The organism is Microbulbifer maximicatervae (SeqCode) (genome assembly GCF_052468295.1).
The window spans coordinates 4,153,890-4,180,733 of the sequence record NZ_CP174340.1; the positions used below are offsets into that span (position 1 = coordinate 4,153,890).

Annotated in this window: 27 protein-coding genes and 2 pseudogenes; 11 read left to right on the forward strand and 18 right to left on the reverse strand. The window is 46.7% G+C overall.

Features of this window, described 5'->3' with window-relative positions:
* Nucleotides 1-190: 190 nt before the first annotated feature.
* The 5 genes and pseudogenes from ACJJIQ_RS18360 to ACJJIQ_RS18380 all read right to left on the reverse strand — a co-directional run.
* A pseudogene (locus ACJJIQ_RS18360) lies at nucleotides 191-688 on the reverse strand (IS91 family transposase); the annotation flags it as partial.
* A gap of 4 nt (nucleotides 689-692) precedes the next feature.
* Nucleotides 693-1,718: an IS630 family transposase gene (locus ACJJIQ_RS18365; RefSeq protein ID WP_445362554.1), complete on the reverse strand. Its 1,026-nt coding sequence runs from the start codon at nucleotides 1,716-1,718 to the stop codon at nucleotides 693-695.
* 44 nt (nucleotides 1,719-1,762) lie between these two features.
* Nucleotides 1,763-2,302: pseudogene (locus tag ACJJIQ_RS18370) on the reverse strand (IS91 family transposase); the annotation flags it as partial.
* Entirely contained in the window at nucleotides 2,302-2,523 is a 222-nt protein-coding gene (locus ACJJIQ_RS18375; RefSeq protein ID WP_445362672.1) for a tyrosine-type recombinase/integrase, read from the reverse strand. The pseudogene ACJJIQ_RS18370 and the gene ACJJIQ_RS18375, both read right to left, overlap by 1 nt.
* A complete protein-coding gene (locus ACJJIQ_RS18380) occupies nucleotides 2,514-3,137 on the reverse strand; it encodes a phage integrase N-terminal SAM-like domain-containing protein (RefSeq protein ID WP_445364831.1) in 624 nt (207 codons plus the stop codon). Before ACJJIQ_RS18380 ends, ACJJIQ_RS18375 begins: the two co-directional genes overlap by 10 nt.
* A gap of 257 nt (nucleotides 3,138-3,394) precedes the next feature.
* On the opposite strand from ACJJIQ_RS18380, the gene ACJJIQ_RS18385 reads away from it, so the two are divergent.
* The gene (locus tag ACJJIQ_RS18385; protein WP_444932597.1) at nucleotides 3,395-3,832 is read left to right on the forward strand and encodes a hypothetical protein; all 438 of its coding nucleotides are present in this window, start codon (nucleotides 3,395-3,397) and stop codon (nucleotides 3,830-3,832) included.
* A 28-nt stretch (nucleotides 3,833-3,860) separates the two neighbouring features.
* Here ACJJIQ_RS18385 and ACJJIQ_RS18390 read toward each other — a convergent pair whose 3' ends face one another.
* The 4 genes from ACJJIQ_RS18390 to ACJJIQ_RS18405 form a co-directional block, all read right to left on the reverse strand.
* Nucleotides 3,861-4,802 carry an IS110 family RNA-guided transposase gene (locus ACJJIQ_RS18390; RefSeq protein WP_445362673.1) on the reverse strand — a complete coding sequence of 314 codons (942 nt, stop codon included), beginning with the start codon at nucleotides 4,800-4,802 and terminating at the stop codon, nucleotides 3,861-3,863.
* 297 nt (nucleotides 4,803-5,099) lie between these two features.
* Nucleotides 5,100-6,371 (reverse strand): group II intron reverse transcriptase/maturase, encoded by a 1,272-nt coding sequence (ltrA, locus tag ACJJIQ_RS18395; RefSeq protein WP_445362674.1) that lies wholly within the window; start codon nucleotides 6,369-6,371, stop codon nucleotides 5,100-5,102.
* Between the two features lie 645 nt (nucleotides 6,372-7,016).
* Nucleotides 7,017-7,757: a reverse transcriptase domain-containing protein gene (locus ACJJIQ_RS18400; RefSeq protein WP_445362675.1), complete on the reverse strand. Its 741-nt coding sequence runs from the start codon at nucleotides 7,755-7,757 to the stop codon at nucleotides 7,017-7,019.
* Nucleotides 7,748-8,886 (reverse strand): IS3 family transposase gene (locus tag ACJJIQ_RS18405; RefSeq protein ID WP_445354143.1). Its coding sequence is split into 2 segments (ribosomal slippage): nucleotides 7,748-8,637 and nucleotides 8,637-8,886, totalling 1,140 coding nucleotides; the frame shifts between segments, so codons are not numbered across the junction. Before ACJJIQ_RS18405 ends, ACJJIQ_RS18400 begins: the two co-directional genes overlap by 10 nt.
* 433 nt (nucleotides 8,887-9,319) lie before the next feature.
* Here ACJJIQ_RS18405 and ACJJIQ_RS18410 point away from each other — a divergent pair.
* The 6 genes from ACJJIQ_RS18410 to ACJJIQ_RS18435 all read left to right on the forward strand — a co-directional run bounded on the left by ACJJIQ_RS18410 (nucleotide 9,320) and on the right by ACJJIQ_RS18435 (nucleotide 13,167).
* Nucleotides 9,320-10,465: an acyltransferase family protein gene (locus ACJJIQ_RS18410; RefSeq protein WP_445355513.1), complete on the forward strand. Its 1,146-nt coding sequence runs from the start codon at nucleotides 9,320-9,322 to the stop codon at nucleotides 10,463-10,465.
* 40 nt (nucleotides 10,466-10,505) lie between these two features.
* A complete protein-coding gene (locus ACJJIQ_RS18415; RefSeq protein WP_444895866.1) occupies nucleotides 10,506-10,886 on the forward strand; it encodes a hypothetical protein in 381 nt (126 codons plus the stop codon).
* A gap of 73 nt (nucleotides 10,887-10,959) precedes the next feature.
* A complete protein-coding gene (locus ACJJIQ_RS18420; RefSeq protein WP_445362676.1) occupies nucleotides 10,960-11,307 on the forward strand; it encodes a hypothetical protein in 348 nt (115 codons plus the stop codon).
* Between the two features lie 100 nt (nucleotides 11,308-11,407).
* Complete coding sequence (locus ACJJIQ_RS18425; protein ID WP_444895864.1) at nucleotides 11,408-11,626, forward strand: DUF6500 family protein; 219 nt, start codon at nucleotides 11,408-11,410, stop codon at nucleotides 11,624-11,626.
* Between the two features lie 356 nt (nucleotides 11,627-11,982).
* Nucleotides 11,983-12,708, forward strand: coding sequence for an MBL fold metallo-hydrolase (locus tag ACJJIQ_RS18430; RefSeq protein ID WP_445359097.1), 726 nt, complete (start codon nucleotides 11,983-11,985; stop codon nucleotides 12,706-12,708).
* A 93-nt stretch (nucleotides 12,709-12,801) separates the two neighbouring features.
* A complete protein-coding gene (locus ACJJIQ_RS18435; protein ID WP_445362677.1) occupies nucleotides 12,802-13,167 on the forward strand; it encodes a hypothetical protein in 366 nt (121 codons plus the stop codon).
* Between the two features lie 93 nt (nucleotides 13,168-13,260).
* On the opposite strand, the gene csrA is transcribed toward ACJJIQ_RS18435, so the two are convergent.
* On the reverse strand, nucleotides 13,261-13,449 hold the full coding sequence (csrA, locus tag ACJJIQ_RS18440; protein WP_444895861.1) for a carbon storage regulator CsrA: 189 nt from the start codon (nucleotides 13,447-13,449) through the stop codon (nucleotides 13,261-13,263).
* A 1,535-nt stretch (nucleotides 13,450-14,984) separates the two neighbouring features.
* Between csrA and ACJJIQ_RS18445 the strand changes: the two genes are divergently transcribed.
* Both ACJJIQ_RS18445 and ACJJIQ_RS18450 read left to right on the forward strand, forming a co-directional pair.
* Nucleotides 14,985-15,137 carry a hypothetical protein gene (locus ACJJIQ_RS18445; RefSeq protein ID WP_445355511.1) on the forward strand — a complete coding sequence of 51 codons (153 nt, stop codon included), beginning with the start codon at nucleotides 14,985-14,987 and terminating at the stop codon, nucleotides 15,135-15,137.
* Between the two features lie 1,230 nt (nucleotides 15,138-16,367).
* Nucleotides 16,368-17,345 (forward strand): hypothetical protein, encoded by a 978-nt coding sequence (locus ACJJIQ_RS18450; protein ID WP_445362678.1) that lies wholly within the window; start codon nucleotides 16,368-16,370, stop codon nucleotides 17,343-17,345.
* A gap of 189 nt (nucleotides 17,346-17,534) precedes the next feature.
* On the opposite strand, the gene gcvH is transcribed toward ACJJIQ_RS18450, so the two are convergent.
* From gcvH to ACJJIQ_RS18490, 8 genes are all read right to left on the reverse strand, one after another.
* Nucleotides 17,535-17,921 carry a glycine cleavage system protein GcvH gene (gene gcvH, locus ACJJIQ_RS18455; RefSeq protein WP_444895858.1) on the reverse strand — a complete coding sequence of 129 codons (387 nt, stop codon included), beginning with the start codon at nucleotides 17,919-17,921 and terminating at the stop codon, nucleotides 17,535-17,537.
* Between the two features lie 66 nt (nucleotides 17,922-17,987).
* Nucleotides 17,988-19,076 (reverse strand): glycine cleavage system aminomethyltransferase GcvT, encoded by a 1,089-nt coding sequence (gcvT, locus tag ACJJIQ_RS18460; RefSeq protein WP_445362679.1) that lies wholly within the window; start codon nucleotides 19,074-19,076, stop codon nucleotides 17,988-17,990.
* 268 nt (nucleotides 19,077-19,344) lie between these two features.
* Nucleotides 19,345-20,460 carry a CNNM domain-containing protein gene (locus tag ACJJIQ_RS18465; protein WP_445362680.1) on the reverse strand — a complete coding sequence of 372 codons (1,116 nt, stop codon included), beginning with the start codon at nucleotides 20,458-20,460 and terminating at the stop codon, nucleotides 19,345-19,347.
* 5 nt (nucleotides 20,461-20,465) lie between these two features.
* A complete protein-coding gene (locus ACJJIQ_RS18470; protein ID WP_445362681.1) occupies nucleotides 20,466-21,407 on the reverse strand; it encodes a rhomboid family intramembrane serine protease in 942 nt (313 codons plus the stop codon).
* A 149-nt stretch (nucleotides 21,408-21,556) separates the two neighbouring features.
* The gene (locus ACJJIQ_RS18475; protein ID WP_445362682.1) at nucleotides 21,557-22,795 is read right to left on the reverse strand and encodes a UbiH/UbiF/VisC/COQ6 family ubiquinone biosynthesis hydroxylase; all 1,239 of its coding nucleotides are present in this window, start codon (nucleotides 22,793-22,795) and stop codon (nucleotides 21,557-21,559) included.
* Nucleotides 22,796-22,845: 50 nt separating this feature from the next.
* Nucleotides 22,846-24,084 (reverse strand): FAD-dependent monooxygenase, encoded by a 1,239-nt coding sequence (locus tag ACJJIQ_RS18480; protein WP_445362683.1) that lies wholly within the window; start codon nucleotides 24,082-24,084, stop codon nucleotides 22,846-22,848.
* 64 nt (nucleotides 24,085-24,148) lie between these two features.
* Complete coding sequence (locus tag ACJJIQ_RS18485; protein WP_445355505.1) at nucleotides 24,149-25,501, reverse strand: aminopeptidase P N-terminal domain-containing protein; 1,353 nt, start codon at nucleotides 25,499-25,501, stop codon at nucleotides 24,149-24,151.
* Nucleotides 25,501-26,055 carry a UPF0149 family protein gene (locus tag ACJJIQ_RS18490; protein ID WP_445362684.1) on the reverse strand — a complete coding sequence of 185 codons (555 nt, stop codon included), beginning with the start codon at nucleotides 26,053-26,055 and terminating at the stop codon, nucleotides 25,501-25,503. Before ACJJIQ_RS18490 ends, ACJJIQ_RS18485 begins: the two co-directional genes overlap by 1 nt.
* Before the next feature lie 169 nt (nucleotides 26,056-26,224).
* Between ACJJIQ_RS18490 and ACJJIQ_RS18495 the strand changes: the two genes are divergently transcribed.
* Together ACJJIQ_RS18495 and ACJJIQ_RS18500 are read left to right on the forward strand one after the other, a co-directional pair.
* The gene (locus ACJJIQ_RS18495) at nucleotides 26,225-26,467 is read left to right on the forward strand and encodes a TIGR02449 family protein (RefSeq protein WP_444918431.1); all 243 of its coding nucleotides are present in this window, start codon (nucleotides 26,225-26,227) and stop codon (nucleotides 26,465-26,467) included.
* Nucleotides 26,467-26,796, forward strand: a complete 330-nt coding sequence (locus tag ACJJIQ_RS18500) for a cell division protein ZapA (protein ID WP_413663605.1) — start codon at nucleotides 26,467-26,469, stop codon at nucleotides 26,794-26,796. Before ACJJIQ_RS18495 ends, ACJJIQ_RS18500 begins: the two co-directional genes overlap by 1 nt.
* Nucleotides 26,797-26,844 lie beyond the last annotated feature (48 nt).

The window sequence follows — 26,844 nt, forward strand, 5'->3', positions numbered from 1 at the left end:
TCTTTATAAGAAAATATCTTTTTGGGAGTGTGGAATATTTTGGAGTTTCTTATCGTTCAATTTTTTAAAGACGATCGCTAGCCTTGGCTTCTCTGGTGCCAATGGATGTAGTGTTTTCTACTGAGCTCTTATTCCCTCCTTGTTGGTAAGTGGCAATATTTTACTAAGAGATTGCTCATCAGCCCGAGAGTCAGCCCGGGCTAAAGACTTGTACAAACTGCATGGGGGCACTGCACTTAGGGTAACGCATTGGCGGTCGACTTCTTGGTTTGAGCGTTTCAAGAATAACTTTGAGGGTCAGCTGTACAAGCTGCAATAATCGTTTGGCATTACTATGCGGAAAGCCGTAATCACGTACTCGCCGAAAGCCCTTCGGGAGTACATGCTGTAGTAGCAGCCACAAAAAATCAGCGCCTGGCAGTGTCCGGATTTTACTTTCCCCGCTTTTACTTTCAATATAGCGGAAGGTTACCTTTCCGTTTTTGTTATTCAGTATTTGCTTCTCACTAATCACTCCACGGTAGAGGTATTTGGATAGATACTTAAGTGCGGATTGCCCGCTACCAGCAGACTGACACTGTACAATCCACTTCTCTGGTGAGTGGGGGACCTGCAATCCCGCTGCTTGCAAGGCTTCAAGCATTCGGGCACGAAAGACTTTAGCGAGGGCGATACCATTGAACAAATACTACCTAGGCAGCAGCAAAGAATACAGTCGACTCTTGAAAAAATGATTTCACAAGTTTTCTATTTTTCTTGATGCTCTGCAAATCTGCATTTGCACGACTCAGTAGTGTCTCACCTTTTTTCAGCGGCCTCTTTGAAGTCCCTATATTTCTCATATGATTCCAGACCAACTCATCTGGATTTAGGTTTGGTGCATATGGCGGTAAGAACACCATTTCAAGCTTTCCATCCTGTGAATCGACATACTCCAATACCTTTTTCGATTTGTGTACTGGGTGCCCATCAACAATGAGAATCACTGGTCTTTTCTGACTTCTCTGGAAATTTTTGAAGCATTCTACGCACTTTTCTGCCGTGAACTTTCCACTATAAATATGATACCAGAAGCCACCTCTATTCGATAAAGCTGAGATCGCATTGATTGACTGTCTTTGACCACTCGTTTTTACCACTGGAGTTTTTCCTTTTTCTCCCCATGTCCTTTGGAGTGGATCGTCTGATCTGATACTAGCCTCGTCCAGCCAAAATATTTCTGCACCAGTTTTTTTCGCATAAGATTTAATCTTTGGATAGACTTCCTTTACCCATTTATTCACCGCCTTCTCATCTCTCTCGTAAGCTCTTCGTAGAGGCTTTTGTGGCGTCAGGCCCAGTCGATGTAGAAGTGTGCCGACACTAGAAACGCTAAGTTCAATTTTGAATCTCTCAAAAATCAAATCCGATACGATCTGACGTGTCCACAATCCGAAATCAAAGCCATATTGCCTTGGATCGCCACCAATAATCCATCGTTTGACTTCCTCTTCTTCAATAGCTGACAGTTTTCTACCGCGTCCAGGTCTAATTTTTGGAGATAGCGCTTCAATACCTTTCTCCCGAGCAGTCCTTAACCATGGGAAAATAGTTCTGCTCCCCAGCCCTAAGCTACGACTAACCTCCGCCGCAGATTCTCCATCAAATACTCGCTGAACAGCAATTTTACGTATGAGGTGCTGCTCCTCAGTACTAAGTTTTCTGGCATCGTATTTCATGCAGTTTATATTACCAGGGTGTACTGATTATTTCTGCCCCGCTAGTATTTGCCTTTGGACTTTCTCCATTGACGTTTAACCCGATTTACTGCTCCCCCGGAAACGATAATATGGCAGTGCGGGTGATAGTCCAGCCGCCGGGTGTGAGTATGAAGAACACTTGTCAATCCGATTTCTCCATTGAGCTTTTTGTCATTGAGAGAAAAGCTCTTTAACGTTTGTGCAGAGGTGGTCATTAATTGTGAATAAACAACTTTTTGATGGTGCAAGGCTAATGCCCGCAGCTCTGCTGGCAGAGTAAAAGTCACCATAAAGTATTCCACCGGTAGTAGCTTGCGGCTCTGTCGATCTAACCACTGACTGGCCTCATGGTTCTGACATTGGGGACAATTGCGATGTCCGCAGGAGCGTGGACTCAGTAGAGAGTAAGAGCAGACCCCGCACTGCCACAGTACTTCACCAGCCATAGTGGTACGGCAGTGACGAATAGCCGCTATGGCTCGGCGCTGCTCAGGTAGTAGACGGGCACCATACTTTTGCAGTAGAGCACTTTCATAATGTTCGATCACGGAGGCAAGGCGCATTACAGCCTCCTCAGGTTAACAGATAGGCTGTTGATCAAAGTATTAATAGTGGCAGCAGTATCTTGCTCAATAGACTCAGTAAGGTGAACGTAACGAGCAGTGGTTGTAGGGCTGGCATGTCCCAGTAGGACCTGAATCTGACGTAGGTTTAGGCCGCGCTCAAGTAAGTGGGTTGCAAAGCTGTGGCGCAGGGAATGCACGGATACTTTTTTTAATTCCACACTCTTGCAAGAGCGTCCTTACAGCCAGCTGAGTACTGCTTCTGCTCATTGTTGTCTTGGCCTGATGTACCAGTGACATATCGCTGGAAATGCAAGGAAACAGCAAGCGGGGGGTGTCGGTGACGACACCATAGCGAGCGTAGAGTACAGCAGGTCAGATTTGGAAGTGGGACGCGGCGATCCTTATGGCCTTTACCTCGGCGGATATGTACTTGCTTGCGCCCTGCATCAATATCCCCAACTTCAAGAGCCAGTGTTTCACTTAATCGCAAGCCCATGGAATAAGTTGTGAGAATAAAAACACGATAGCGCAGTTTACGTGCCGCCCCGATAAGTTGCGTAATCTCCTGTGGCGTGAGAATATCGGGTAACGACTGAATTTTGGTGACGATACCCAGCCACCGCCACTCGCGCTTGAGGATATGCTTCCAGAAGAACTGTAGGCCATTGCGATCAACCTTAACGGTACTCCAAGAGTGGGAGTCCACTAGCTCAGAAAAATATTGTTCGAGTTTATCGGTTGAGATTTTATCGGGGCAGGCATTAAAATGTCCAGACAAGCGCCGCACAGCTCGCGCGTAAGCGTCAATAGTTCTCTCGCTGAGCCCTTGCAGTTTTAGGGTGTGTAGATGGCGCTGATAAAGGCTGTTTGAAACGGCGCTGCTCTTTAGATGTCATGATAAGCTCCTTTAATCTTCAGCCCGAATTGGACTGAAAAGAGCTTAGCTTGTGAGGCGTTTATTCTGCCGCGAAGCGGCTTCGTTCAACAAGGGCCAGAAACGGACTGTCAAGCCTGCCACTTTTTGTGCATGCGCACAAAAAATCGCCAGCTTTGCCAGCCGCTGTGGCCGGCGTTATGAGTATCAGGGATATGAAAAGAGTAACGTGGATTGATCCTAGGGATAAACCGGGCCTGCTCCATGCAGTTATGGAACAATGCGCAGGAGCCTCCCTTATTTCATTTGAGGGCTCATTGGAGCATTTGTCATTTTATAAATGGCCGAATGCTTCCTATGAAGAAACGCCAGTGCTTAAACGACAAACTATATCCCCAAAACAAGATTTCGTGATTCTCCCCTTAGATGAAGAAAGTTCCAAAGGCATGTGGAAAGAGCTAGCAGAAAAGGATCATCTGGTTAGAGAAGGCATCATTCATGTGCAGATAGCTATAGAGGGAGAGCTAGTATTTGGTGGTTATGATAATTTCGATAAAGAGTGCACTGTTGCATATAAAGGCTTGAGCGAAGGTTTTCTCCAAGACCTTAAAGAGCGAGGCACAATTCGTGGCTATGAACACAAATACTCATAACAAGTGACTATGGTTGTTCGTCAAGTTATTAAGCCATACTTTCATCCCAGTAGGTGTTGTTTTTCACCATTGTATTCAGGATCGTAATCTGCTTTCTCATGCAGGCAACCAGAGCAACCTTTTTAGGTTTGCCAGCGTCGACTAATCGCTTATACATGGGCTTTAGTTTGGGATGATGTTGTATGGCCGACATGATGGAAACAAAAAGAACCGTGCGTACGCGATGCCTTCCACCTCGAATATATCGTTTGCCCTGGAAGTTGCCGCTATCACGGTTCATCGGGGCGATACCGACAAGTGCAGCGATTTCTTTACGGTTCAATTGTCCTAGCTCAGGAAGTTCACTCATTAACGTATAGGCCAATACATTTCCGACCCCTTTGGCACTCAACAATAGGTCACGCCTTTGCCGCCACTCAGACACACTGTTAACCAGTTTATCCAGTTGCTTGTCGATACCTTGTAGCTCTTTCTTGATGGTGTTTAGAATGGTCTGTATAGGTTTGTGTACTGATTTCGGCATTCTCTGAAGCCGATTCTTTTGCATTGTACTCACCTCTAAACACTGACTTCTTACCGCCAGTAAGTCACTGATCTCCCTAAGCTTTTCTGGTTTTAGCACCGACAGCCCTGGCTTCATGGCCTCACCAAAATGTGCAATATCCATTGCATCTAGCTTGTCAGTTTTGGCGAGGCGCCCTGCGGATTTAGCGAAGCTCCTTATCTGCGAAGGATTGCAAACAACAATAGGTAATCCGGCTTTGTCGGCGGCGCAAACAAACTCTAACTCGAGCCTTCCCGTAGACTCTATTAATACTCTTTGAGGTTTAAGAGGTTGTAGTTGTTTAATGGCATCTTTAATGCCATTTTTATCATTGGCAACACTAAAGAACTGGCCAGTAGGTCTCACATAAATATCGAGTTGTTTACTGCTGGTATCGATACCGACATTGATCTCTTGAGGTTCCATAAGATAAGCTATCTCCGCCTTGCTATTCGGGCTCGAGGCCCACATGACTATCCGAGTTATGCCTAGTGAGTGCTTATCACGTTCATACTTGTTATCGGTCTTTTACGAACCAGCCAAGCAGCGAACTGTGATAAACAAGGCCTTCGGTGGCCGCCGAAGGTGGGTCTCAATTTACCCGTTAACGAAAAGGATTTTCAACATCAGAATCGGGCAAGAACAACCATAATCGGGTAGCCGGTAGTTTCTAACTACCGGCCCCCACACCACCCATCGTGCGGGTCCGCAATGGGCGGTTCCCTATCCGTAATGAATCTCTACCCAACGATCTCGCAATGAGATCAAACCCATCTCTTCGAAGAACTCATTATTGAGCGCAATATGAATACCCTCAATTTTTGCGCTTCGCCAGTAACTTTTACCGGACGAGCCGCAGGTAACTGCCAGCGACTCACTCACACCCATACGCCGTAAATTTCGAACTTTCGTTCTCACTCTGCGCCAATTCTTCCAATAGCTCATTCTTAATCGCCGTCGTATCCAGCAGTCTAGATCTATACATTTTTGATAGCCTTGCGCTATTCCAAAATAGTTGATCCAACCACGGAGGTATACGGTAAGTTCTTTCAGTTTCTTTTCCATAGAGATACCACGAGATCGCCCTGTAATCTGTCGGACGCGGTATTTAAATTGGAGCAGGGACTTATCATGCCAGACAAGCTTTGCCCCCCGAAAAGAGAAGCCTAGGAACTTACAACGGCTGACAGGAACCACTTGGCTTTTAGTATCGTTAACTTTGAGCTTAAGCTTGCGCTCAACAAAGCGTTTAATACTCGCCATAACCCGCTCACCCGCGCGCTTAGAGGAAACCACAATCACAAAATCGTCCGCATAACGGACGAAATTGTGTCGGCGTTTTTCCAGCTCTTTGTCGAGCAAGTCGAGTACAATATTAGACAGCAGCGGCGATAAAGGGCCACCTTGTGGCAGCCCCTCATGACAGGCTTTCCAGCATCCATCTTCTACTCTTCCTGCACGCAAGTAGCTTGCGATCAGTTTGAGTAAGCGCTTATCGCTGATTCTTTGGCCAAGTAAACTCATGAGGAAATCATGATTTACCCGATCGAAGAACTTGGATAGATCGACATCCACTGCTATTCGTTTCCCTCCCTCGATATACTTTCGCAGCTTTTTTACCGCATGATGCTGCGATCGCTTTGGGCGGAACCCATAGCTAAACTCTGAAAAAGTCACATCGAAAATAGGGCTGATGATTTGCGCGATAGCTTGCTGAATAATACGATCAAAGATCGTAGGTATCCCGAGACCACGCTGGCCACCATCTGGCTTGTGAATGTAGACGCGCCTGACGGGAAGCGGCTGGTAATGACCCTGTCGAATGGTCTCGATGAGGTCGTCGCCAACCGCCTTGAAGTGCTGCACAAAATTACCGACAGTAATCCCGTCAATGCCTGCGGCACCTTTGTTGCTTCGCACGTTTTTCCATGCAGCATTAAGATTTTCTTTGCTGAGGATGGCTTCAAGCAGATTTTCATTTGAGTTGAGTGTCATGGCAGTGCGCTACGTCAATTTTATATCCGGCTGGCAACATATCAGTAGGCTAGCCCTGTCTTTTAACTCATGGATTTTGGGTTCAGGCCTTCACCGTATCCAAGGTATTAATCTTGGCATTTGGCTACTATGCCGTCTGCTGACTTCTGTTCAATCACCTTGGCCATTACTGGCCGAGGCGCCGCTGTGTTCCACCACTTTTTTTTACCCCCGCGATGGTGGCTAGCGGGCTGGGCCTACTTATGAGTCAGTGGCCACGCTGACAGCTTCACAGCGGCAAGTTAAACAGATCTCCCCAGATAAGAACGTGAACTTTCACTACACAACTGCATCATTTACTTTACCCGTTAGATCACATGGCTTCGGTGTTCTTGGCCACCTCGCCTCCAGGCTAAGCCTTATATGATGTTTCTGTCCGTCAGCTCGTAGCTTTGCTAGCGGCTTCCTCTCCACAAGACCTCACGGTGTTGCAGTTGCCATTCGCTAGTAGTTAGCATTTAATGGAATCCATTAAACGGTGATCCTCCTACAGGGGACTTTCACCCCATTAGTTCACGCCCATGCTGGGCGTACATCGGGTAGCCGGTAGTTTTTAGCTACCGGCCCCCACACCACCCATCATGCGGGTCCGCAATGGGCGGTTCCCTATCCGTAATGAATCTCTACCCAACGATCTCGCATTGAAATCAAACCCATCTCTTCGAAGAACTCATTATTGAGCGCAATATGAATACCCTCAGTTTTTGCGCTTCGCCAGTAACTTTTACCGGACGAGCCGCAGGTAACTGCCAGCGATTCACTCACACCCATACGCAGTAAATTTCGAACTTTCGTTCTCACTCTGCGCCAATTCTTCCAATATCTCATTCTTAATCGCCGCCGTATCCAGCAGTCTAGATCTATACATTTTTGATAGCCTTGCGCTATTCCAAAATAGTTGATCCAACCACGGAGGTATACGGTAAGTTCTTTCAGTTTCTTTTCCATAGAGATACCACGAGATCGCCCTGTAATCTGGCGGACGCAGTATTTAAATTGGAGCAGGGACTTATCATGCCAGACAAGCTTTGCCCCCCGAAAAGAGAAACCTAGGAACTTACAACGGCTGACAGGAACCACTTGGCTTTTAGTATCGTTAACTTTGAGCTTAAGCTTGCGCTCAACAAAGCGTTTAATACTCACCATAACCCGCTCACCCGCGCGTTTAGAGGAAACCACAATCACAAAATCGTCCGCATAACGGACGAAATTGTGTCGGCGTTTTTCCAGCTCTTTGTCGAGCAAATCGAGTACAATGTTGGACAGCAGCGGCGATAAAGGGCCACCTTGTGGTACCCCCTCATGACTGTTGTGGTCAACTCCAACCGGACACTTCTTTAAGCACATTTCTCAAATTCGATAGGGGCTAGGTCTCCCAGTGTTGTATGTATTCTTCGTGAGTTGTAATAAGCAATATAGGCTCTTACATCTGCTACCGCATCCTCCCTTGTCGGATAAAGGTTTCCCGTTACCCACTCCCGCTTCAGGCTGCTGAAGAAACGTTCAGTCGGTGCGTTGTCCCAACAATTTCCCTTACGGCTCATTGAACACACCATCCCATGCTGACTCAATAACGTTTGGTAGGTATGGCTGGCATACTGACTGCCACGATCAGAGTGATGCAGGAGACCTTTTGGGGGCGAACGCAAATTGACAGCCATCATCAACGCACGAGTTACCAGGGCCGTTTCCATCTTCCGATCTAGATGCCAACCAATAATCCGGCGCGAATAGAGATCAATCACTACCGCCAAGTACAACCAGCCCTGCGAAGTCCAAATATATGTAATATCAGTCGTCCAAACTTGATTTTTAGCACTCGGTGAGAACTCCCTATTCAGAAGGTTCTCTGCGACCGGTAGGTGATGTTTACTGTCTGTCGTTATTGTAAATCGCTTCTTACGCTTTACTGCCAAGCCTAGCTTTTTCATGAGCTTGCGGACTCGATAGCGCCCGACTTCAAAACCTTCTTTACGTAACAGCTTCATTAACCGACGACTTCCGAGGCTCTGTCTAGATTCTGCAAATAGGGCCTTCAAACGATGGCATAGTTGCCATGTTTGAGCATCTATTGAGCTATTACCACGGCAACACCAATCGTAATAGCCAGTCTTACTTACCTGCATTACCCGGCAGAGCACCCTAACAGGAAAGCTGCCTTGCTGTTTTTCAATAAAGCTGTACTTTATTTCATTTCTTTCGCAAAGAAGGCGCTGGCCTTTTTTAGGATTTCTTTCTCCATCCGCAACTGCTTATTTTCACGTCGTAATCGCTCTAATTCTGCGCGCTCACCTACATCCAACCTTACACCGTCTTCTTCCTGCTTCAGTTCCTTTATCCAGCGTCGCAGGTTATTGGCTGTTGTTCCTACAGCCTCTGCTGCTTTAGAAATTGAATACCCTTGCTCAGAGACTAGCGCTACGGCGTCTTTCTTAAATTCCGGCTTGAAATACCGGCGTGTACCTTTTGTTGTCATACTTCACCTCGCTTGGTAGTTTTACCATCTTAGCGAAGTGTCCGGAAGGATTAGACCACTACAACCCGTTAGACCACATGGCTTTGGTATCCTTGGCTACCTCGCCTCCAGGCTAAGCCTTATATGATGTTTCTGTTCGTCAGCTCGTAGTTTTGCTAGCGGCTTCCTCCCCACAAGACCTCACGGTATTGCAGTTGCCATTCGCTAGTAGTTGGCATTTAATGAAGTCCATTAAACGGTGATCTTTCTACAGGGGACTTTCACCCCATTAGTTCACGCCCATGCTGGGCGTACCAAGTCGATGAATTTCGCTCCGTCCTTACAGGGCTCCACCGGACATGCTACGCTGCGCTTCGCATGCCGATTATCGAAGCGTTATACCTTAGATGATTTACCTACTTAGTCGTTATTTTTGTGCTCATTAAGGAAGAATATGAATAAAAGATTTGAAGCTCTAGATGCTTTTCGAGGGATTGCAGCCCTTTGTGTAGTCATTTTCCACATGCGTCTAATAGGAAGTATAACTGAGCTCGATTTTTTTAGAGGAAGTTCAATATTTGTAGAGTTCTTCTTTGTATTGAGTGGCTTTGTTTTAGCTCATGGCTATGGGGCTAGAAAAAATCTGATTTTAGGGGAGTTTATGAAATCAAGGTTTTTTCGCTTATACCCGCTCCACCTTTTTATGTTTTTTGTCTTCCTATTGCTGGAGGTCGGCAAACTAGCAGCGTATAAATATGGTGGTTTTACTTTTAATACTCTCCCCTTCACCGGGAGGACAGCTATTTCTGAAACTATACCAAATCTACTGTTAATTCAGTCCTTGTCACCAACATTTGAAGCTTTAAGCTTTAATTATCCATCCTGGAGTATTAGCATTGAATTCTATCTATATTTATTACTATTCATATCTATAGTTGTTTTTAAAAATTTCAAAAGCATAATTTGGTGCTCTACGGCTGTTGTCGCGCTTTATTTAATAGCATCCGAATCTGAGCTATTAACTAGCCAAATACTGAGGGGGTTGTCGTGCTTTTTCGGAGGGGCATTAATATACCTTTTCTATATGCGAGTAGCTAATATTCGAATCACGAAATCACTTGGCACTATAGCTGAGGTTTTTGTTGTGGCATGTATTGTTGTGATTGTTCAGTATGAAATCAAGTATCAGAACATTGTTGCCACCATACTTTTCTATTTTGCAATATTAGTTTTTTCTTTCGAGTCTGGAGTTGTTTCTAGCCTATTAAAGCGGAAGCCATTCCAAGAACTAGGTAAGCTATCATACTCTATATACATGACTCATGCTGCCATTTTATTTTGCTTTACTTCTACACTATTAATCTTACAAAAAATCTCAGGTGTGGAATTAGCCCCAATGTTAAATGGAGATAGATATTTAACATTGGGGAATGGGTTTGTTAATAGTTTGATTGTCCTGGTGATTTTAGGTTTGGTGATATTTATATCGAGCCTTACTCACAGATATATAGAGGTTAAGTGGCAGAGAAAGGGTAAGGCGCGTCATCCAAAGTCAAGTGAAGAATGGCATAACAAAGCGTTGTACCGGACGGGCCGGTGAACGCGACATTATAAGGCATTAACCTCAGAGGAATCATCTAATGACAGAGGACGAACGTACTCTCGAATCATTAAAACTACTTCGCGAGTCAAGCGCCTGGATGGTTGGTGTTCAAACTGCAATTTTTGGTTTTCTGATTACGCTTCTTAATTCGGGGCAATTGAAACTTGGTAGCTTTCTTATTAAAGTCGCGATTACTGCATTTGGGCTTTCAATAGTATGTGCTGGGATTGTACTTGGTGCAGTGCCATGGGTCCTTAGTCGAAAATCAATGCCTTCTTCAGTTCAACAGGCCCCCATAGCCGATTGGCCCCTAGTAAATAAAATCTCTATAGGCTGGGTAAGTGGGTTTCAATATCTTGCATTCGTAATTGGACTAGTCAGTCTTGGATCTGCAGTAATTTGGAAGCAGATAGGATAAAAATGCCTTATAACACATGCATGCAGAGCGACCTCCAAAAGGCTGCGCCTGATGCGAGGCGTCAACTGTCTCTATGAAATTAGATCGTACAAAAGAATTAATACACGGCACAATCAATGAGACAGAGCCTTATGAAGCTTTAGTTCATGTACTGGAATCTGCGATAGAGCTGGTACAGATTCCAGATAATGACTTTTGTTGCTCTTCATGGAATGACTCTGAAGAGGCAACTAAAGAAATCCAGAAACTACTTAATATGGTAAAGTCGTATGCTTTACCAGAAAAAGTCGAAGCTTCTGTTCTATTTGCACCAACTGGACCATTGCAAGAAGTTAGCTTAAGTAGCGGCTGGGCCGAGCCATTTCTTAAAGTAGCTGAGAAATATGATCAAGTAGAGAAGTTATTATGGCCAAACAGTTAACAAGGGTAGGCAATATCGCCAGCGCAAAAAGGAAACCTTCCCCCGTTGAGTAGACGCCTACCATTTTGAGTGGAGTAAGAGAAAATAAGGAAAAAATTTGATGAGGACAGAGCTTAGAAAAAAGATCATTGATGTTTGTAATCAAAAGATAGAAAAGAAAGGCAGCAACGTAGGTGTATCTTTCTATGCATTTTTTAAAAACAAGAATGATCAACCAGAAATTCTAATGGAGGCTGCGAGATGGTGGATAGAAACACACCAACTTGATCACTTTGAAAAGGCAGAAAAAATCAAGTCTATGATCAAGGCTGGTGTTTAACATGGTGATTTCCGTACAAAGTCACCAAAACCATAACAATACTGTCAACGACTCCCTACGAGCTTAACTCCGGTGCTGACGAACTTCCAGTCTTCACAGTGGGCTTTTAATCACGTTTAGTAGACACCCTGTAAAGTTAGATTTAGCCCTGACACAGAGGTGTATCTAAATTACGTAAGGTAAGCAAAACTTAGGAATCAAAGCTCACGACATGTTGATTACCATGTCTTACGGTGTTTAACATATCGATGAAATTTAACTAAAATGCAAAAGGATTTGCTTTGAATATTTTCAAAATTCTTCTTTCAATAATATTCATACTCATCAGCTCCACTGCTTCATCAAGCATAGTTAAGATGAAAATATCTGAACAACTATATATCTTAAGTGGAAAGGAATATGGTACTAATATCGGTTTAATAGCTGTAGAAAATGGCTTGATATTAATTGACCCTATGCCGGGAAATAATCATCTGAGTGAATTAGACCAAGTGATTCAGTCGATCTACGACAAGCCTGTTATTTTTATCTTAAATACACATGCTCACTCTGATCACACTGGAGGCAATAAGTATTTTGAGAGTAAAGGTGGAAAGCTTCTAGAAGGTGACATTCCTCCAGAAGGGTTTACTCACATTAGAGTTAAGTCTCATTCACCGGTTGACAATATATTTTATCACAAGGGGAGTAATGCAATATTTGTTGGTGATATTTTCGATACTAGCTGGCACCCCACATTTTATGCCGGTGGAATTAAAAGCTTCGGCAACGCAGTTGATACTATTTTAAACATGGGTGATGATCAAAGCTTAATCATACCCGGGCATGGTGTTACTGCCAATAAATCATCTCTAATTGAATTTAGAGAGAATACTTTTGCATGGATAGATAGAGTTCGAGAACTTTATCATAAAGAATCAGATTTAGAGAAAATAATAGCGGATACACAATTAAAGAGCATTTTACAGAAATTCAACGCGAGCGATAAAACCACATTTATACCTGAAAAGGCTTACAAAAGATTCATAGAGAGAACAATCTCTGTGATAGATAATGAAGAGAGTTTGCAACAAGCTCATTGATAGGGTGAGCTTTAGCACCCATCATTTGTTATTATTCTTCTGAAGAAGAACCCTTCACTGTAAAACTTGTTAACTACAGGAGCCTACGCTCTATTGAAAGTCTTGGTATTTGATTTGAAGAAACTATTTATTTTTACCATTACACTCCTACTTGCACTTGCTGCATATTACCTTACTTTTACAGTTTTCTATGAGTCATGGTTCCCTTATTATTATGAGGAATATCTTTCATACTTCTTCTTAGCTGGACTAGCAATAGTTGTATTATTACCATTCGCCATTGCATCCACTTCAGGCCAAAAGAATGGCCTGGGCTATCTTTCTAAGTACGCCAATTCAGCAACGAAGGTTCATTTAGCAGTAGTTATCTTATCTGTGTTAGTTTTTGTTTATATGATGTCCAATGGCGTTTTTTTAGATGAGGCCGGTATTTATCAAGTGGTACCATCAGGTGAATAGACGTAACTAGCAACGGTACCTGGCACCAAGACCGAAGCTCTGCTAAGGTTTTGATGCCGATGCTTTGGATGTTCCATAATTAGGGCCAAGTTCTCAACAGTTTCTATTCCCCTGCACCCTTCCCTTCTGGACACGTATGTAAATTTCTTCACGGTGAACTGGAAGTGATCTGGGAGCTTGTATTCCTATCTTTACCTGATTTCCCTTAACTTCCAATACTGTGATTGAGACATTGGCTCCGATCCTTAGGTTTTCACCAGTTCTACGCTTTAAGATCAACATATTTCTATTCTCTGATATTCAAGCCATGGGTAGACTTTTATTGATGGACGGCTGAGAAACTAATCTGTTGAAGAATGCAGGGGGAGCGCGAGAACGGTAGGCATGGAAGAAGAAAAGGCGGACGCAACGCTCCCAGAGCTTAGAGAATCTCTCCAAGCCGCTGGATGTACTCCAATTTATTGGAGACGAGCGGGTTTCTAGCGTATGATCCATATAGCCATTTTGATAGTTAAGGTATCAATTTGGTTAGCTGGCCCCTGGTGTTCCCGCACCTTGGGTCAGCGCCTTTTACTTACTCTTACGTCACGCTATCGTTCTCCTTTGAGAGAGTGGTTCTTTTAGAGAAATCTTGTTCTATTGAATCTCTTTGGTCATCGGCCTTCAAAAAGTGCCTCATTTACGACCAAAATACCAATAAATATCTATCGATTTTACGCAGATTTGACACTGAAACAAACTTAATAAATTTCAATAAGATCATTTTTGTGCCTATTTTTTGTAAGTTATCGCCTTGGAAAATATCGGAGCATGTAGAAAATTGGCAATCTTTAATAGCCTTTACGCTAGAACCTCAAGGCACAAGACAATCAAAAATAACTAAGTAAACGTACTCCTCATTTCAAAAGAAAAAGGCTAAGCATCTTCTAAGTATTGGATATATTGCCATGGGTTTTATGTGACTTACCCATTGGCATTCGCACTCTGATTTTCAGCCAATAATTTTGGAGAGATATCCTGCATGATCGTACCTATTTAAAAGTTCAATGTCCCTGAAAGCTCATTAATTACTCTTCTCAAGCCGTATATTTTGGCTGGGTGCTACTTATCATACATTCTGATATTTAAAATACTGCAGCATGCACCCTAACTAGTTAATTTATAACGTTTTTTCCATTTCCAAAGGAGGCGAGGCGGATATACTGTACACGTGATATGCCACTGGAATATTCTTCAATCGATACTGGTTGGTATACTAGTGGATGTCTTTCCCTGATTTGAGTCGTTTTCCATTCTCTGGGCATGCTGATAAGTGATATGATTTCGTCCACTTTCGATTATACGAATAGACCAACCAGTCAAGGAGAATAAATGGTCAGTCAGAGAATTAATTATTTGCAGGTAGCAGGGATACTCACAGTGTTAGCTGCTTTAGTTCATATCGGGTGTATAGTATTTGGCGGTGATTGGTATCGATTTCTCGGTGCCGGTGAGCATATGGCTCAACTAGCTGAAAGTGGCCACCCCTACCCAACTATTGTAACTAGCGTAATTTCAGCCGTTCTACTGCTTTGGGCTAGCTACGCTTTTTCTGGTGCGGGTTTAATTGTGAGGTTACCCCTGATTCGGCTTGGCCTGATACTAATCTCAACGATATTTTTGGCTCGTGCGCTGGGTTTTTATTTCATAATGCCAGCCTTCCCAGATAATTCACTAACTTTTTGGCTAACCAGCTCTGGCATATGTTTAATTCTCGGCTTAACCTATTCGCTTGGTTTAATACAGAGGTGGAACCTAATTAGCGAAAAGGACTAACAATGGGTGTGTTACTAGAAACTTTTATTCGTGCAGAACTCTCCGAATGCTTGATTGGTCGTATTGAAGCCACTATTGAAGATGCTAAGCTTAACCCATTGATAGCTTTTAGAGAGTTTAATGGAAATGTTTATGACCTTGTATTTAATTTTTAAAAATCAGAAGTAAGTGTAAATAGCGTCTTAGATACTAGTTCAACCGGCACTGAGAATTTGTCAATAGATGTATTTTTATTAGCAATAGGGTCCAAACTTAATTGTTACGTAAATTTGTAAAACTCAAACTTCTAGTTCTTGTGGTATGTACCTATTTAATAATAGGTTATGGTGAAGCGCGTGAACGGTGCAATCTGAAAATGTAACCATATTAAAAAAATTGACTGATTAACAGTTAATTGTATTTTATCACTCGACTCCAGACTCTATAATACCAAAACAATTGGCACACGCCTGTCCACTAGAATTCCTAGTGTACTCAAGTAGTTTAAAAATTCCTTTTACCAATTATTAATTCGAAATACTGCATCATCAATTTGACTTTTAAGTATCTTCCAATTTCCATGTCTTTAGGGAAAGCCTCAGTCGGACATTGGCATTTTCGTTTAACTCGAATTTCCAATACCAAAGGTTGTTGTCTTACATATTGCCTGATTCGGCTTCAGTAACTACTAAATCGTACCATTTACTGTCTTCTTACTCTTATTTAGCACTCCCCGAGTAAGCAATAATTTAGAAACTCGATCAACTAATGCAACAAGATAGCTACCTTGACCACAAACTGTATCTCCCTTCCTGTTGCCAAGTTTGGTGTTTTCATCGAAAATCATCGTTCCTTCTATAATTTCATTGCTCTCTGGAATTAGATTACCTTCTACTAAGAAGGCCTGAACGGTTTCGATCAGCTTTGCCTTCCTTGGTAGCCGCAATCTCCTATTGAGCTTACCTATCCAGCGATAAATTTTCGCAAATTACTATTTTTTAACATCTGCCAAGCTTCATTTAACCCACAATTGGTACGGGTTTTACGTTTTTAGCCAATAGTCGCATTATATCTTCATAGTGAATTCGAACTTAGATTAATTACAAAGCCCATGCTGTCTTCGTAATGCTTTGCTGTGATAATTCTCTATACAGTAAAGATAAATCTATTGAGGTCTACAAAGCTGTTTTTGCTGGGAAAATTAAGTAGTAACTCAATGACTCAAGATGAATATTTCTGTTCATTGAAGGATTCGATCTGGTATCGTTCTTTCGTGGTCAGCTGGTTGGTATGCGATCCCATGGGATTACTGGCTTGTTCTTTGGAGGCTAACCAACCAATTAGCAGCTTACCTCATTCTTTATCGTCAACCATGTTGGTTATTGTGAAAATCTAGAGGTGAAAAAATGAAAAAAAACATAAAAATAACTACATTATCACTGCTTTTATTTGGATGCACGGAGAACCCAGAGAATCGGGAAATTATTCTTGGTAATGAAGAGGTGAATTGTCTCCAAATAAATTATGGGATGTCTGATCAAGAACTTATCAAGAGAATTTCCGTCAAAGATCGAAAACCAGATTTTACTTTATTGAAAAAAGTACACTTACCCGCGAATGCTTCTCTTTGCCAAAAACAAGATTTCATTGAAACAATACTCTATCTATCAAGCAGCCAGCGTAGCTACACAGAAACCGACCCGCAAGTCAGCATGATTTCTCGTGCTTTAAAAGGTAATGAAGAAGACTTCTTACCAATGGCAAAATCTAACTGGCATTCACCGAACTCTTATATATCCGATGCTTACATTTCCATGATATCCGATAGGGGCATGAAAGACTTTGTGAAAAAACACTTTTCTAAATATCCTTGGCTTATCGAAGCCATAACTAGAAATGGCTGGAGCAAAGATTTCAAGGAAGAAATAATACAGTTTGTTGAAAACAAGAATGGTCATGTTAACTATCACTTCGCGACAGCATTTTCCCAGATAAATGATCCAGCCACAGAGGATCTAATACTGAAATCGTTCTTTAATAGTGGCGCAAATCGCCATATATTTTATTCAAGAATAGAAAAATTAGAATGGCTGACTCTAACCCCCTCATTAGAAAAGCTATGGCAGTCACCTGATGTCAATAAACTAGAACTCGCGTATTTGGCATACCCATTGGGCATCACAGGATTTATACCTGTTTTAGATTATCTTGCAAATAACGAAAATGGAAGCACATACGACAACCCTTACAGAAGTAATATAGATTTTTTCAATTATCTTACAGATCAAAATTTACAGCCCGGTGAGCTTAAAGAATGGCTGAAATTAAATCGTTCATCATTGGTTTTTGATAATGAAAGTAGGAAATTTAAATTGAAGAAATAAATGCACAGGAATTAAGTAGATATTCATTTTGACATTGCATTTTTCTAAACCTTTAATTAGGGATTTATCTCATACTCTAGGTATACAAGTTCAGAAGATAGTAAACTTTAAAAAGCTCATGACAAATAAAAAAGGCTGTGGGGATTACCCACAGCCTTTTTTAATATGCTTTTCAACACATTCGCTCTATTAGTCTTCAGACTCTGAGCGATATGTGTCTGCATCCAGCATATTGTCCAGCTCACTCACGTCGGAGGGCTTAATGCGGAAGAACCAGCCATCGTCGTAAGGAGAGGAGTTTACAGTTTCCGGAGCGTCTTCCAGAGCTTCATTAACAGCAACTACTTCACCGGAAACCGGGGAGTAGATATCGCTGGCAGCTTTAACGGATTCAACTACACCTGCCTCGTCACCAGCAGCCAGGTTGGTGCCCACTTCTGGAGTCTCAACGTAAACCACGTCACCCAGGGCATCTTGAGCGTGATCGCTGATGCCGATGGTTACGGTGCCGTCCTCTTCCAGGCGTGCCCACTCGTGGCTGGAGAGGTATTTCAATTCATTGCGGATTTCGCTCATGCTGTTATCCCTTGATTAAGCATCTAAGTTTATTGTCTTAGTGACGCGTACACCTCTGGGCGACGCTTAAATAACTGACTTGCCGTTGCGTACGAAGCAGGGCTTAACCACCTTGACTGGCTGCAGTTTCTTGCGGATTTCCACCTGTGCGGTATCACCAACACTCACCGGAACTCGCGCCAAGGCGATAGAGTAACCCAGTGTGGGGGAGAAAGTGCCGCTGGTAATGATACCCCGGTCATCACTATCGTCTACCACTACCGGTTGACCTGCGCGCAATACACCGCGCTCTTCAAGCACCAGGCCTACAAGCTTGTGCTTAACGCCATCGGCTTTTTCCTGCTCCAGAACACCACGGCCGATAAAGTTGCGGCTCTCCGGTGCCCAGGCAACCGTCCAGGCCATGTTGGCAACCAGCGGAGAGGTCTCATCGTCCATCTCATGCCCGTACAGGTTCATACCCGCTTCCAGGCGCAGGGTGTCGCGTGCACCCAGTCCGCAAGGGGAAACGTCCGCTTCGGCCAGGGCGCGCCAGAAACCACTGGCGTCTTCACCCGGCAACATAATTTCCAGGCCATCTTCACCGGTGTAACCGGTGCGCGCTACAAACCAGCCACCTCGGGCAACGCTTTGGAAAACTTTCAGTGCGTCAATCGCGGCAGTCCAATCAATGCCCAAAACCTCTTTGGTTTTCTCGATGGCATTGGGGCCCTGGATAGCGACCATCGCTACATCCGGGCACTCAGTCAGGGTCACATCGAAGGACTCTGCCTGCTTGCGCATCCACGCCAGGTCTTTTTCGCGAGTTGCACAGTTAACAACCACTCGATAGCCGGGATCGCGCAGGTAGACGATCAGGTCGTCAATCACACCGCCTTTGTCATTGAGCATGCCGGTGTAAAGGGCCTTACCCGGGTTGCCATCCAGCTTGGCCACATCATTGGCCAGCAGGTAGCGCAGGTAGTCGCGGGCCTGGGCGCCATCTACGTCGACCACGGTCATATGGGAGACATCGAACATCCCCGCATCGGTGCGCACCTTGTTGTGCTCATCCAGCTGCGAACCGTAGTGCAGCGGCATGTCCCATCCACCGAAATCCACCATTTTGCCGCCCATAGCGACATGCGTGTCATACAGAGGAGTTCTATTTCCCATTTTTAAAATCTCAGTCCGTCAGGTTCCGAAGCGGCGTATTCTAGCGGCTTGGGTACCGGCCTTGCCAGCGGGGCAGGCGCGGCAATATATATGCTCTGCAAGCCTAGCAGGCATTGGTAGTAAAACCTGTCCAGGTTCACAGAGGCCGTCAAAGATTCCGCTGGCGCTCTATCCTGCTTTCGCTCGCGTTATGGAATCGGGCAATACCCAATACCCACTGTATTGGGCTAGCGCAGAAATGATCATTTTTCAACCAATGAAGCTCTTATCAGTCGCAGCCCCGGTCGCGCCCTTGACCAGCCTCTTCCGCGTTCTCTTCTGTGTTTGCAGATTCGTCGACTTTAAGGCCGTACTTCTTCGATCTCCAGCGCCACAAACGCTTAGCCAGCTCCTGACGGTCGGGTGTTTTATCTGCCTCGTCGACAATTTCTTCCCCGAGCAGGGTCTCCAGCAGATCCTCCAGGGTCACCAAACCTTCGAGACTGCCATATTCATCCATAACCGCACTAATCTGCACGCGGCGGGACAGCATTTTCTGGAACGCTTGGTAGATAGTGGCTGTTTCCGGCAGGATCAACATTTCACGGCGATAATCCGCCAGAGTTTTCTGGTGCTCGCCTTTGGCGTAGGCCAGCAGTAGCTCCTGTCGCAATACAAAACCCACCACACAATCCGGGTCGCGATTTTCATAGACCGGGATACGGGAAAAACGCCCTTTCTCTGCATCCTCGTAGGCCTCTTCCACAGTAATGTCCTGCGGCAGGGAGAAGACCACTGTGCGGGGAGTCATCACCTCGCGCACGGAGTGGTCCCGCAGGGTGAAGAACAGGTTGCGCAGGATGCTGGACTCCCGCTGCTCTAACTGCCCTTCCGCCTCGCCAATTTCCGCCATAATGGCAAACTCATCGCGGCTGAAGCCCGTCAGGGTTGGGCCATGGGACAGGCCTTTGGTCAACCACTCGGACATTTTTACAAACGGGTGGAGTAACCAAACCAGGCCGCGCAATACATAAGCGGTAGTGGGGGCCAGTTGGCGCCAGTACACGGCTCCCAGTGTCTTGGGGATAATTTCAGAAAAAACCAGAATCAACAGGGTCAGGATCGCTGAGGCGATACCCAGGTACTCGTTGCCAAAAACCGCTGCTGCCTGGGCACCGGCACCTGCAGCACCCGCTGTGTGCGCGACGGTATTCAGGGTGAGGATAGCGGCCAGGGGGGCATTAATATCGGACTTCAATTTGCGCAGCAAAGGCCCCGCTTTATGCCCCTCCCGCTCCATCAGGCGCACGTATGGGGTAGTTACGCTGAGAATAACTGACTCTGCTATCGAGCACAGAAAAGAAAAGCCAAGGGCAATAAAAACGTAGGTTATCAGTAAAATCATATAATTCAGGTTGAAGCGGGATAAGAGTTAAATTTTCGCGCACCACCAGCAACGCAGTAAACCAGCGCAATCAAAAAACCGGCAAAAAAGCCTCCTAAATGCGCGGCATTGGCGATGCCGATCCCAGTAAAATAGGTAATCACTCCAAGAACGCACAATATCATCCACACAATCGCCAGGGTAATAATACCCGGGGGTATATCTCTCCATGCCGGTTGCCAACGCTGCATTACCACAGCAAATCCGACCAGCGTGTATACAACACCCGACATTCCAGCGAATATCACCTCGGGCTTCCAGGCATATTGGGATAAATTAGCTGCAATCCCGCCGAGCAACACCAGAAGGCTATAAATAAATGGCCCTCCGCGTGCTTCCAATGGACGCCCAAGTATCCAGATAGCCAGAGCATTGAACAGGGCATGCTGAAAAGACAAGTTGATGATTGCAGGGGTCCACAATCGCCAAAACTCCCCTCTCTCCAAGTGCCACATTAAAGACGACTGTGAGAAAAGTGGGCCACCACTGGTATCTGGATATATTAAAAGCGGGGCAGACAGATTATTGGAATGTAAAAACCAACCAAAAAAACACAGGCCGATAAGCAGTAAACTAATCGGTGTTTTATCCATTGGGAAAGTCGGTAAAAATGAGGGGCTTACAGGTGCTTTCTCCTTTGGTGCTTGTCCCTCTTCACCCGGTAAATGGTCGCCGACCTCTGGTTCCGCCTTTGTTAGCTGAACTCTGTCCAGATCAACTAATCCCCGCTCCCAATCTTGCAAAAGCGGCTTCAGCAATTCAGCTATACCTGAATCTGTCGTCAGCAACGCCTGCTGATTTTCTTCCTCAGCAATTCTCAATGGCAATTGGTAACGCTGTATTAAGCGAAAAAGCGCGCTGAGATCCTTTGATATAGGAAATGAGTAAACAGTAATCCAGTGACTCAATTGAAATTAACCTTTTTTACCGACAGCAAGGCTTTTAATTCCCCTTTGCCTCAGGGAAAAGCCACTTAGTAGATAGGTAAACACCAGCAACTTCTCTGGCACCCCCACCGAGCACTTTCTCCCGATCCATTTTTGCGGGAATAGCAAATTTAAACCGCCATAGCCCGCATAATAATCCGCTTCTTTAACATGGGGCTTGCATCTACCATGCTCAACCCAGTGTTACGCAGCCAGCGCCAGTGCACATCGCCAGCACCGAACAAAGACTTAAAGGCGCTCATCGCTTTCATAGTGGCGGCGTTGTCGCCGCGACGGCGGCGTTCGTAGCGGGCCAACACTGAAGAGTGAGAGGGCTCCAGGCCGCGTGCCATAGCGCGGTCAATTTCATCTGCCAGCACCCGTACATCCTGCAGCCCAAGATTTACACCCTGGCCTGCGAGGGGGTGGATACTGTGGGCGGCGTCTCCCACCAATACAGCACCAGGGCCGCGATAGCGTTCCGCATGGCGCGCGCGCAGGGGGAAGGAAAAGCGCTCACTGACGGATTCCACTTTGCCCAAACGGCTCTCAAAGGCTTTTTCCAGGTTCAGGGCAAAGGCCTGGTCATCCAGCATCAATAGCTCTTGCGCCAGCGCTTCATCCGCAGACCAAACCACGGCGCAGTGATTGTCATCCCCCAACCCCGCGAGAGGTAAAAATGCCAGTGGACCCGTTTGTAAAAAACGCTGCCAAGCGGTGTGACGGTGAGATTTCTCACTGCGCGCGACACACACCAACGCAATTTGATGGTAATCGGTATCCTGGGAGCGGATATGCAGTAAGTCCCGCACTTTAGAGCGGGCGCCATCGGCACCGATTAACAGGCGGGTGCGCACTATCTCAGGTTGCTCACGGAGGCCATCCTCTTCATTTAAGCGATCTTCACCGCGGGGCTGTAAATGCCAGAGTCCGCAGTCGCGCCACCAGCTCTCCAGGCGAAAACCATTGACTAACTCCACGTTGGGTAAGGTTTCCAGCCGTGCTCTTAACGCGGCGACAATGACATTATTCTCGACGATATGACCGAGATTCGGCAGCTGCACATCGCGGCTGTTAAAGCTTACTGAGCCGGTTCCATCTGCATCCCAAACCCGCATTTCCACATAGGGGCAGGCGCGGCGGCTGGCAATATCATCCCAGGCTCCCACCTCTTCGAGCAGCTCGCGGGAGGCCTGTGTCAGGGCCACCACGCGAGGTTCATACTGCGGTGACAATTGCGGCGTTGTTTCCGGGGACGCCTCCAGCAAGGCCAGACGCATGCCCGGGTGCCGAACTGCCAGCAGCGCTGCCTGGGCCATGCCCACCATGCCCGCACCCACAATGGCAAAATCCAAACGATGTCTGTTCATAAAAGCCAATTCCGCTGAAGTGGCAGCAGCCGTCCCCGACCCTGCACCTTTTAAAGCCCAAATCCCGCCGCTTGACTGACAAATTCCCGGCGCAGCGGCGGGACCATTGTAAGGCCGAGCATTCCCAACTGACGAATTCCCTGTTGCAGCCAACCGGAAGAGGAAAACAGTGTGGGAATACGGTCACTGAATCCAATCGTCAATTGCTGGTCCAGCTGGCGCATTTCTCCGTATTTCTGCAGGAAATCGAGCCGCCCTGGCAATGTATCCGACGTCACTGCCGACAGGGCTTGTGCCAATCCATAACAGTCCCGCAGAGTCAGGTTAAAACCCTGCCCTGCTACTGGGTGCAGAAAGTGGGCGCAATTGCCCATCAACACCACATTCCGGCGCCACTGTTCCTGAGCGATCGATAAACTCAGTGGATACCCCTGAACAGCTCCAACTTTAATAAAACGTCCGGCACGCCAGCCAAATACCTGCTGCAGTTTTTTCAGGCGTTCAGCCTCAGGCATTACACCGACACGCTCAGCTTCTGCTTCCTCGCAAGCCCACACTAGTGCCGCTCGGTGCTGCCCTTCTCTATCTGGCAGCGGCAAAAGTGCCATGGGGCCCATTCGGGTGAAGCGCTCGTAAGCCACACCTTGGTGAGGCTGTTGCAGAGCGACCGTAGCGACCAGCGCTTTCTGAGGGTACTTAACCGAGCTGATTTCTATTCCCAGCTGGCGGCAAAGGGGGGAATTCACCCCATCGGCAACGACCACCAATCCGCAGGACAGTGCCTGATCGGGGGAATTATCCTCGGATCGCCACAACAGGTTTGCGCCCGCAGAGGTCATGGTAATGTCAGTAACCTGCGCCGGCGCTAATAATTGGGTGGAAGTGCTAGTCAGTGCGCTGTGGAGAATCGGGCCCAGCGCTGCATTTTCTATTACTGCGCCCAGAATGCCCTCAAAGTTGACTCCCTGTCCCTCACGGGTCGAGAGGGCGGCGCCAAATGCATGCCCCCGATCACTCACATGAATACGATCAATCGGGGCGCTATAGGCTTGCAGAGCAGGCCAGAGCCCAAGCTCCGCAAATAACTGCAAGCTGCCTGCGGCAATGGCCGTGGCTCGCGTGTCGAAACTCGGCAACTGAATACTGGCAGCGGCATCCGGCAGTGCTCTCTGCTCCAGGAGCACCACACTGAGTTGAGGACAAAAATGTGACAACATTAATGCCAGGCTGGCTCCCGCCATACCGCCACCGACAATGGCCACATCTACTTTACGCGCCGACTCACCCATCCCAATTCCCCCTTTGATTATTCGGCATTGAAATATTATTGGCCGAACAATCCAACAATCACTTCTAACGGGTCAGTAAGTCCCGCCCGTGAAGCATGGTGTATTCAATATCTTCAATCGCTTTTGGAGCCGCTGCTGAGAGGATCTGAGGCCCTCTATTGGTAAGTGCGACATCATCTTCAATTCGAATCCCGATCCCGCGAAATTCTACGGGAATACTCTCATCGTCCTCCGGGACATAAATTCCGGGTTCGACCGTCATTACCATTCCGGCTTCCAGCTGGCGCCAGGCTCCATGAATGCGATAATCACCCACATCGTGCACATCCATGCCCAGCCAATGGCCAACTCGGTGCATATAAAACTGCCGATAAGCGCCAGACTCTATCAACCCCTGGGTGTCGCCTCGCAACAGTCCTAAATCGACCAACCCCTGAGTGATTATCTCAACACTGGCAGCGTGGGGATGATCCCAGTGATTGCCCACTGAAACCTGTTCAATCGCCGCTTGCTGTGCCGCCAAAACGATCTCATAAAGTGCGCGCTGCGGTCCGCTAAATGAACCATTAACAGGATAGGTGCGAGTAATATCGGCCACATAACCACGGTACTCACAGCCCGCATCCACCAGCACCAAGTCCCCATCGCGCAACTGGGCATTATTACTGCAATAGTGCATCACCAACGCATTGCCACCACCCCCAACGATAGTGGGATAGGCTGTTTCCCGGGCTCCGGAGTCGACAAAGGTATGCAGGAGGGCAGCCTCCAGCTGGTATTCGTAAAGGCCCGGCTGGCATCGGGTCATAGCCCGGCTGTGTGCCTCGGCACTGATTTTGGCCGCCTGCTCCATTAAGCGAATTTCCTGGGCCGATTTAATCAGTCGCATTTCCCGCAACTGGTAATCGAGGTCGACCATTTCCGGTGCACCCCCGGTATCCGGCGCTGCGGTAATCCGCTCCAGGTAATTGCGGATTCGCTTATCCAAATGGGCGTAGCGGCCCATGGGGAAATAGAGCAGCTCGCGCCCTTCTAGCAGCCCCGGCAAAATATCATCGAGATCACCTATGGGAAATGCATCGTTCAAGCCGCACTGCTGCATCGCGCGCTCCGGCCCCAGGCGCGGGCCATCCCACTTTTCTTTTTCCGCATCGCGCTCGCGACAGAACAGCAGGGTTTCTCCCTGTGTTCGTCCCGGTACCAAAACCAGCAGCGCTTCCGGTTCATCAAACCCAGTGAGATACAAAAAATCACTGTCCTGGCGAAACGGAAAATAAGTATCCCGGGAACGCAGTTGCTCCCCAGCAGATGACACGATTGCCAAACTACCTGCGGGCAAATCTGCCATCAGGCGGTTGCGTCGGCGGGCGTACTCAGATCGACTGATTCCCGCTGTGGTTTTCGGGGTCTTAGACATCAGTGAATGGTGGGCTCGCTATTGGAGTCCTTACCCTTTACCTCAGTAAATATATTGAGTACGGCTACGCGCACGTATTCCTGCAGTTCCACCAGTTGCAGCTCAGTCTCCTCACCCTCTTCAACATGTTCGGCATCCAATTGGGCGATGGCACTAATATCTTTTAAAGCTTCGTCACTGGTGGGCATCAATTTTTCCCGGGCCCCGCCGACACCAAAGCCGTGCAGGAATCCATCGCACCAATGACCCAGCGCCAGAGCGCGGGAGACAACATCTTCGTCATCGCACAGCACCAATTCAAAATCGAAGTTGGAGCCGTCGAGCTGCTTGTGGCTTTCCTCAGTCAGCTGGAAAAAATCCCGATTGAGATCTGCCGGCACCGCCTCCACATCGAGTAATCCGGCCAGCTCATTCTGCCAACGCTGTTTGTCCGGTCGCTCGCCCGCCGCCAAAATGCCACAGATAAAACCGTGCAATTCACTGGGATCAGCCTGCCCCCCAGCTGAGAGAATGGCGTTGGCGAGGAGTTCAAATTGGCTAGCTTCTGAAGTCATGGTTACCGTACAGCTTTTTGTAAATTAGGCTTTTCAATCCGGCCGTCACACTGGTGCCAAACCGGGAATTTGAGGCATTAAGAGACAATTTTGTGATTGTCCGCGCAGGTGCAGCGATTGACCCACCAATACGCCGGCAATATAGTAGCGGAATCCCTCGCAGTCTGTCGTGTTGCGAACTCAGACGTCGACCTCAAATGCAGGAAATATGGATAAGCTGCAAGCGCTAGAAAGCACCGTGGATTCACTCATTGCCCGCTGTCAACAATTGGCGGATGACAATCGTGAATTACGCCGGCAGGAAGCCGACTGGCTGCGTGAACGCCAGCGCCTGATAAAAAATAACGAGGCCGCCCGCTCGCGGGTAGAAGCTATGATTAACCGTCTTAAGGGGCTAACGCAAGATACCTGATGTCTGAAACCGCATCACCCTCCGAAACTGTAACTGTTTCTATTCTCGATAAAGAGTACCGTGTCGCCTGCGCGGAAAGCGAGCGTGCCGGACTACAGGCTTCGGCACACCTGCTACACGAACGCATGTCCCGCATCCGCGCAACAGGTACTGTCATCGGCTTAGAGCGTATCGCCGTAATGGCAGCGCTTAATATTGCCCACGAGCTTATCCAGGCGAAAGCTGAGCTCAGCTCCATTCCCCTGCAAGAGGAAATGTTGGAGCGGCTTACTGATAAGGTGCAAAGTGCACTGGGCGAAATAGACTCGGAAGAAAAACTTCAGGAGTAAGGTGACAAGAAGCCACTTTCTGCTACCGGTCACTTCATTTAAATTTCT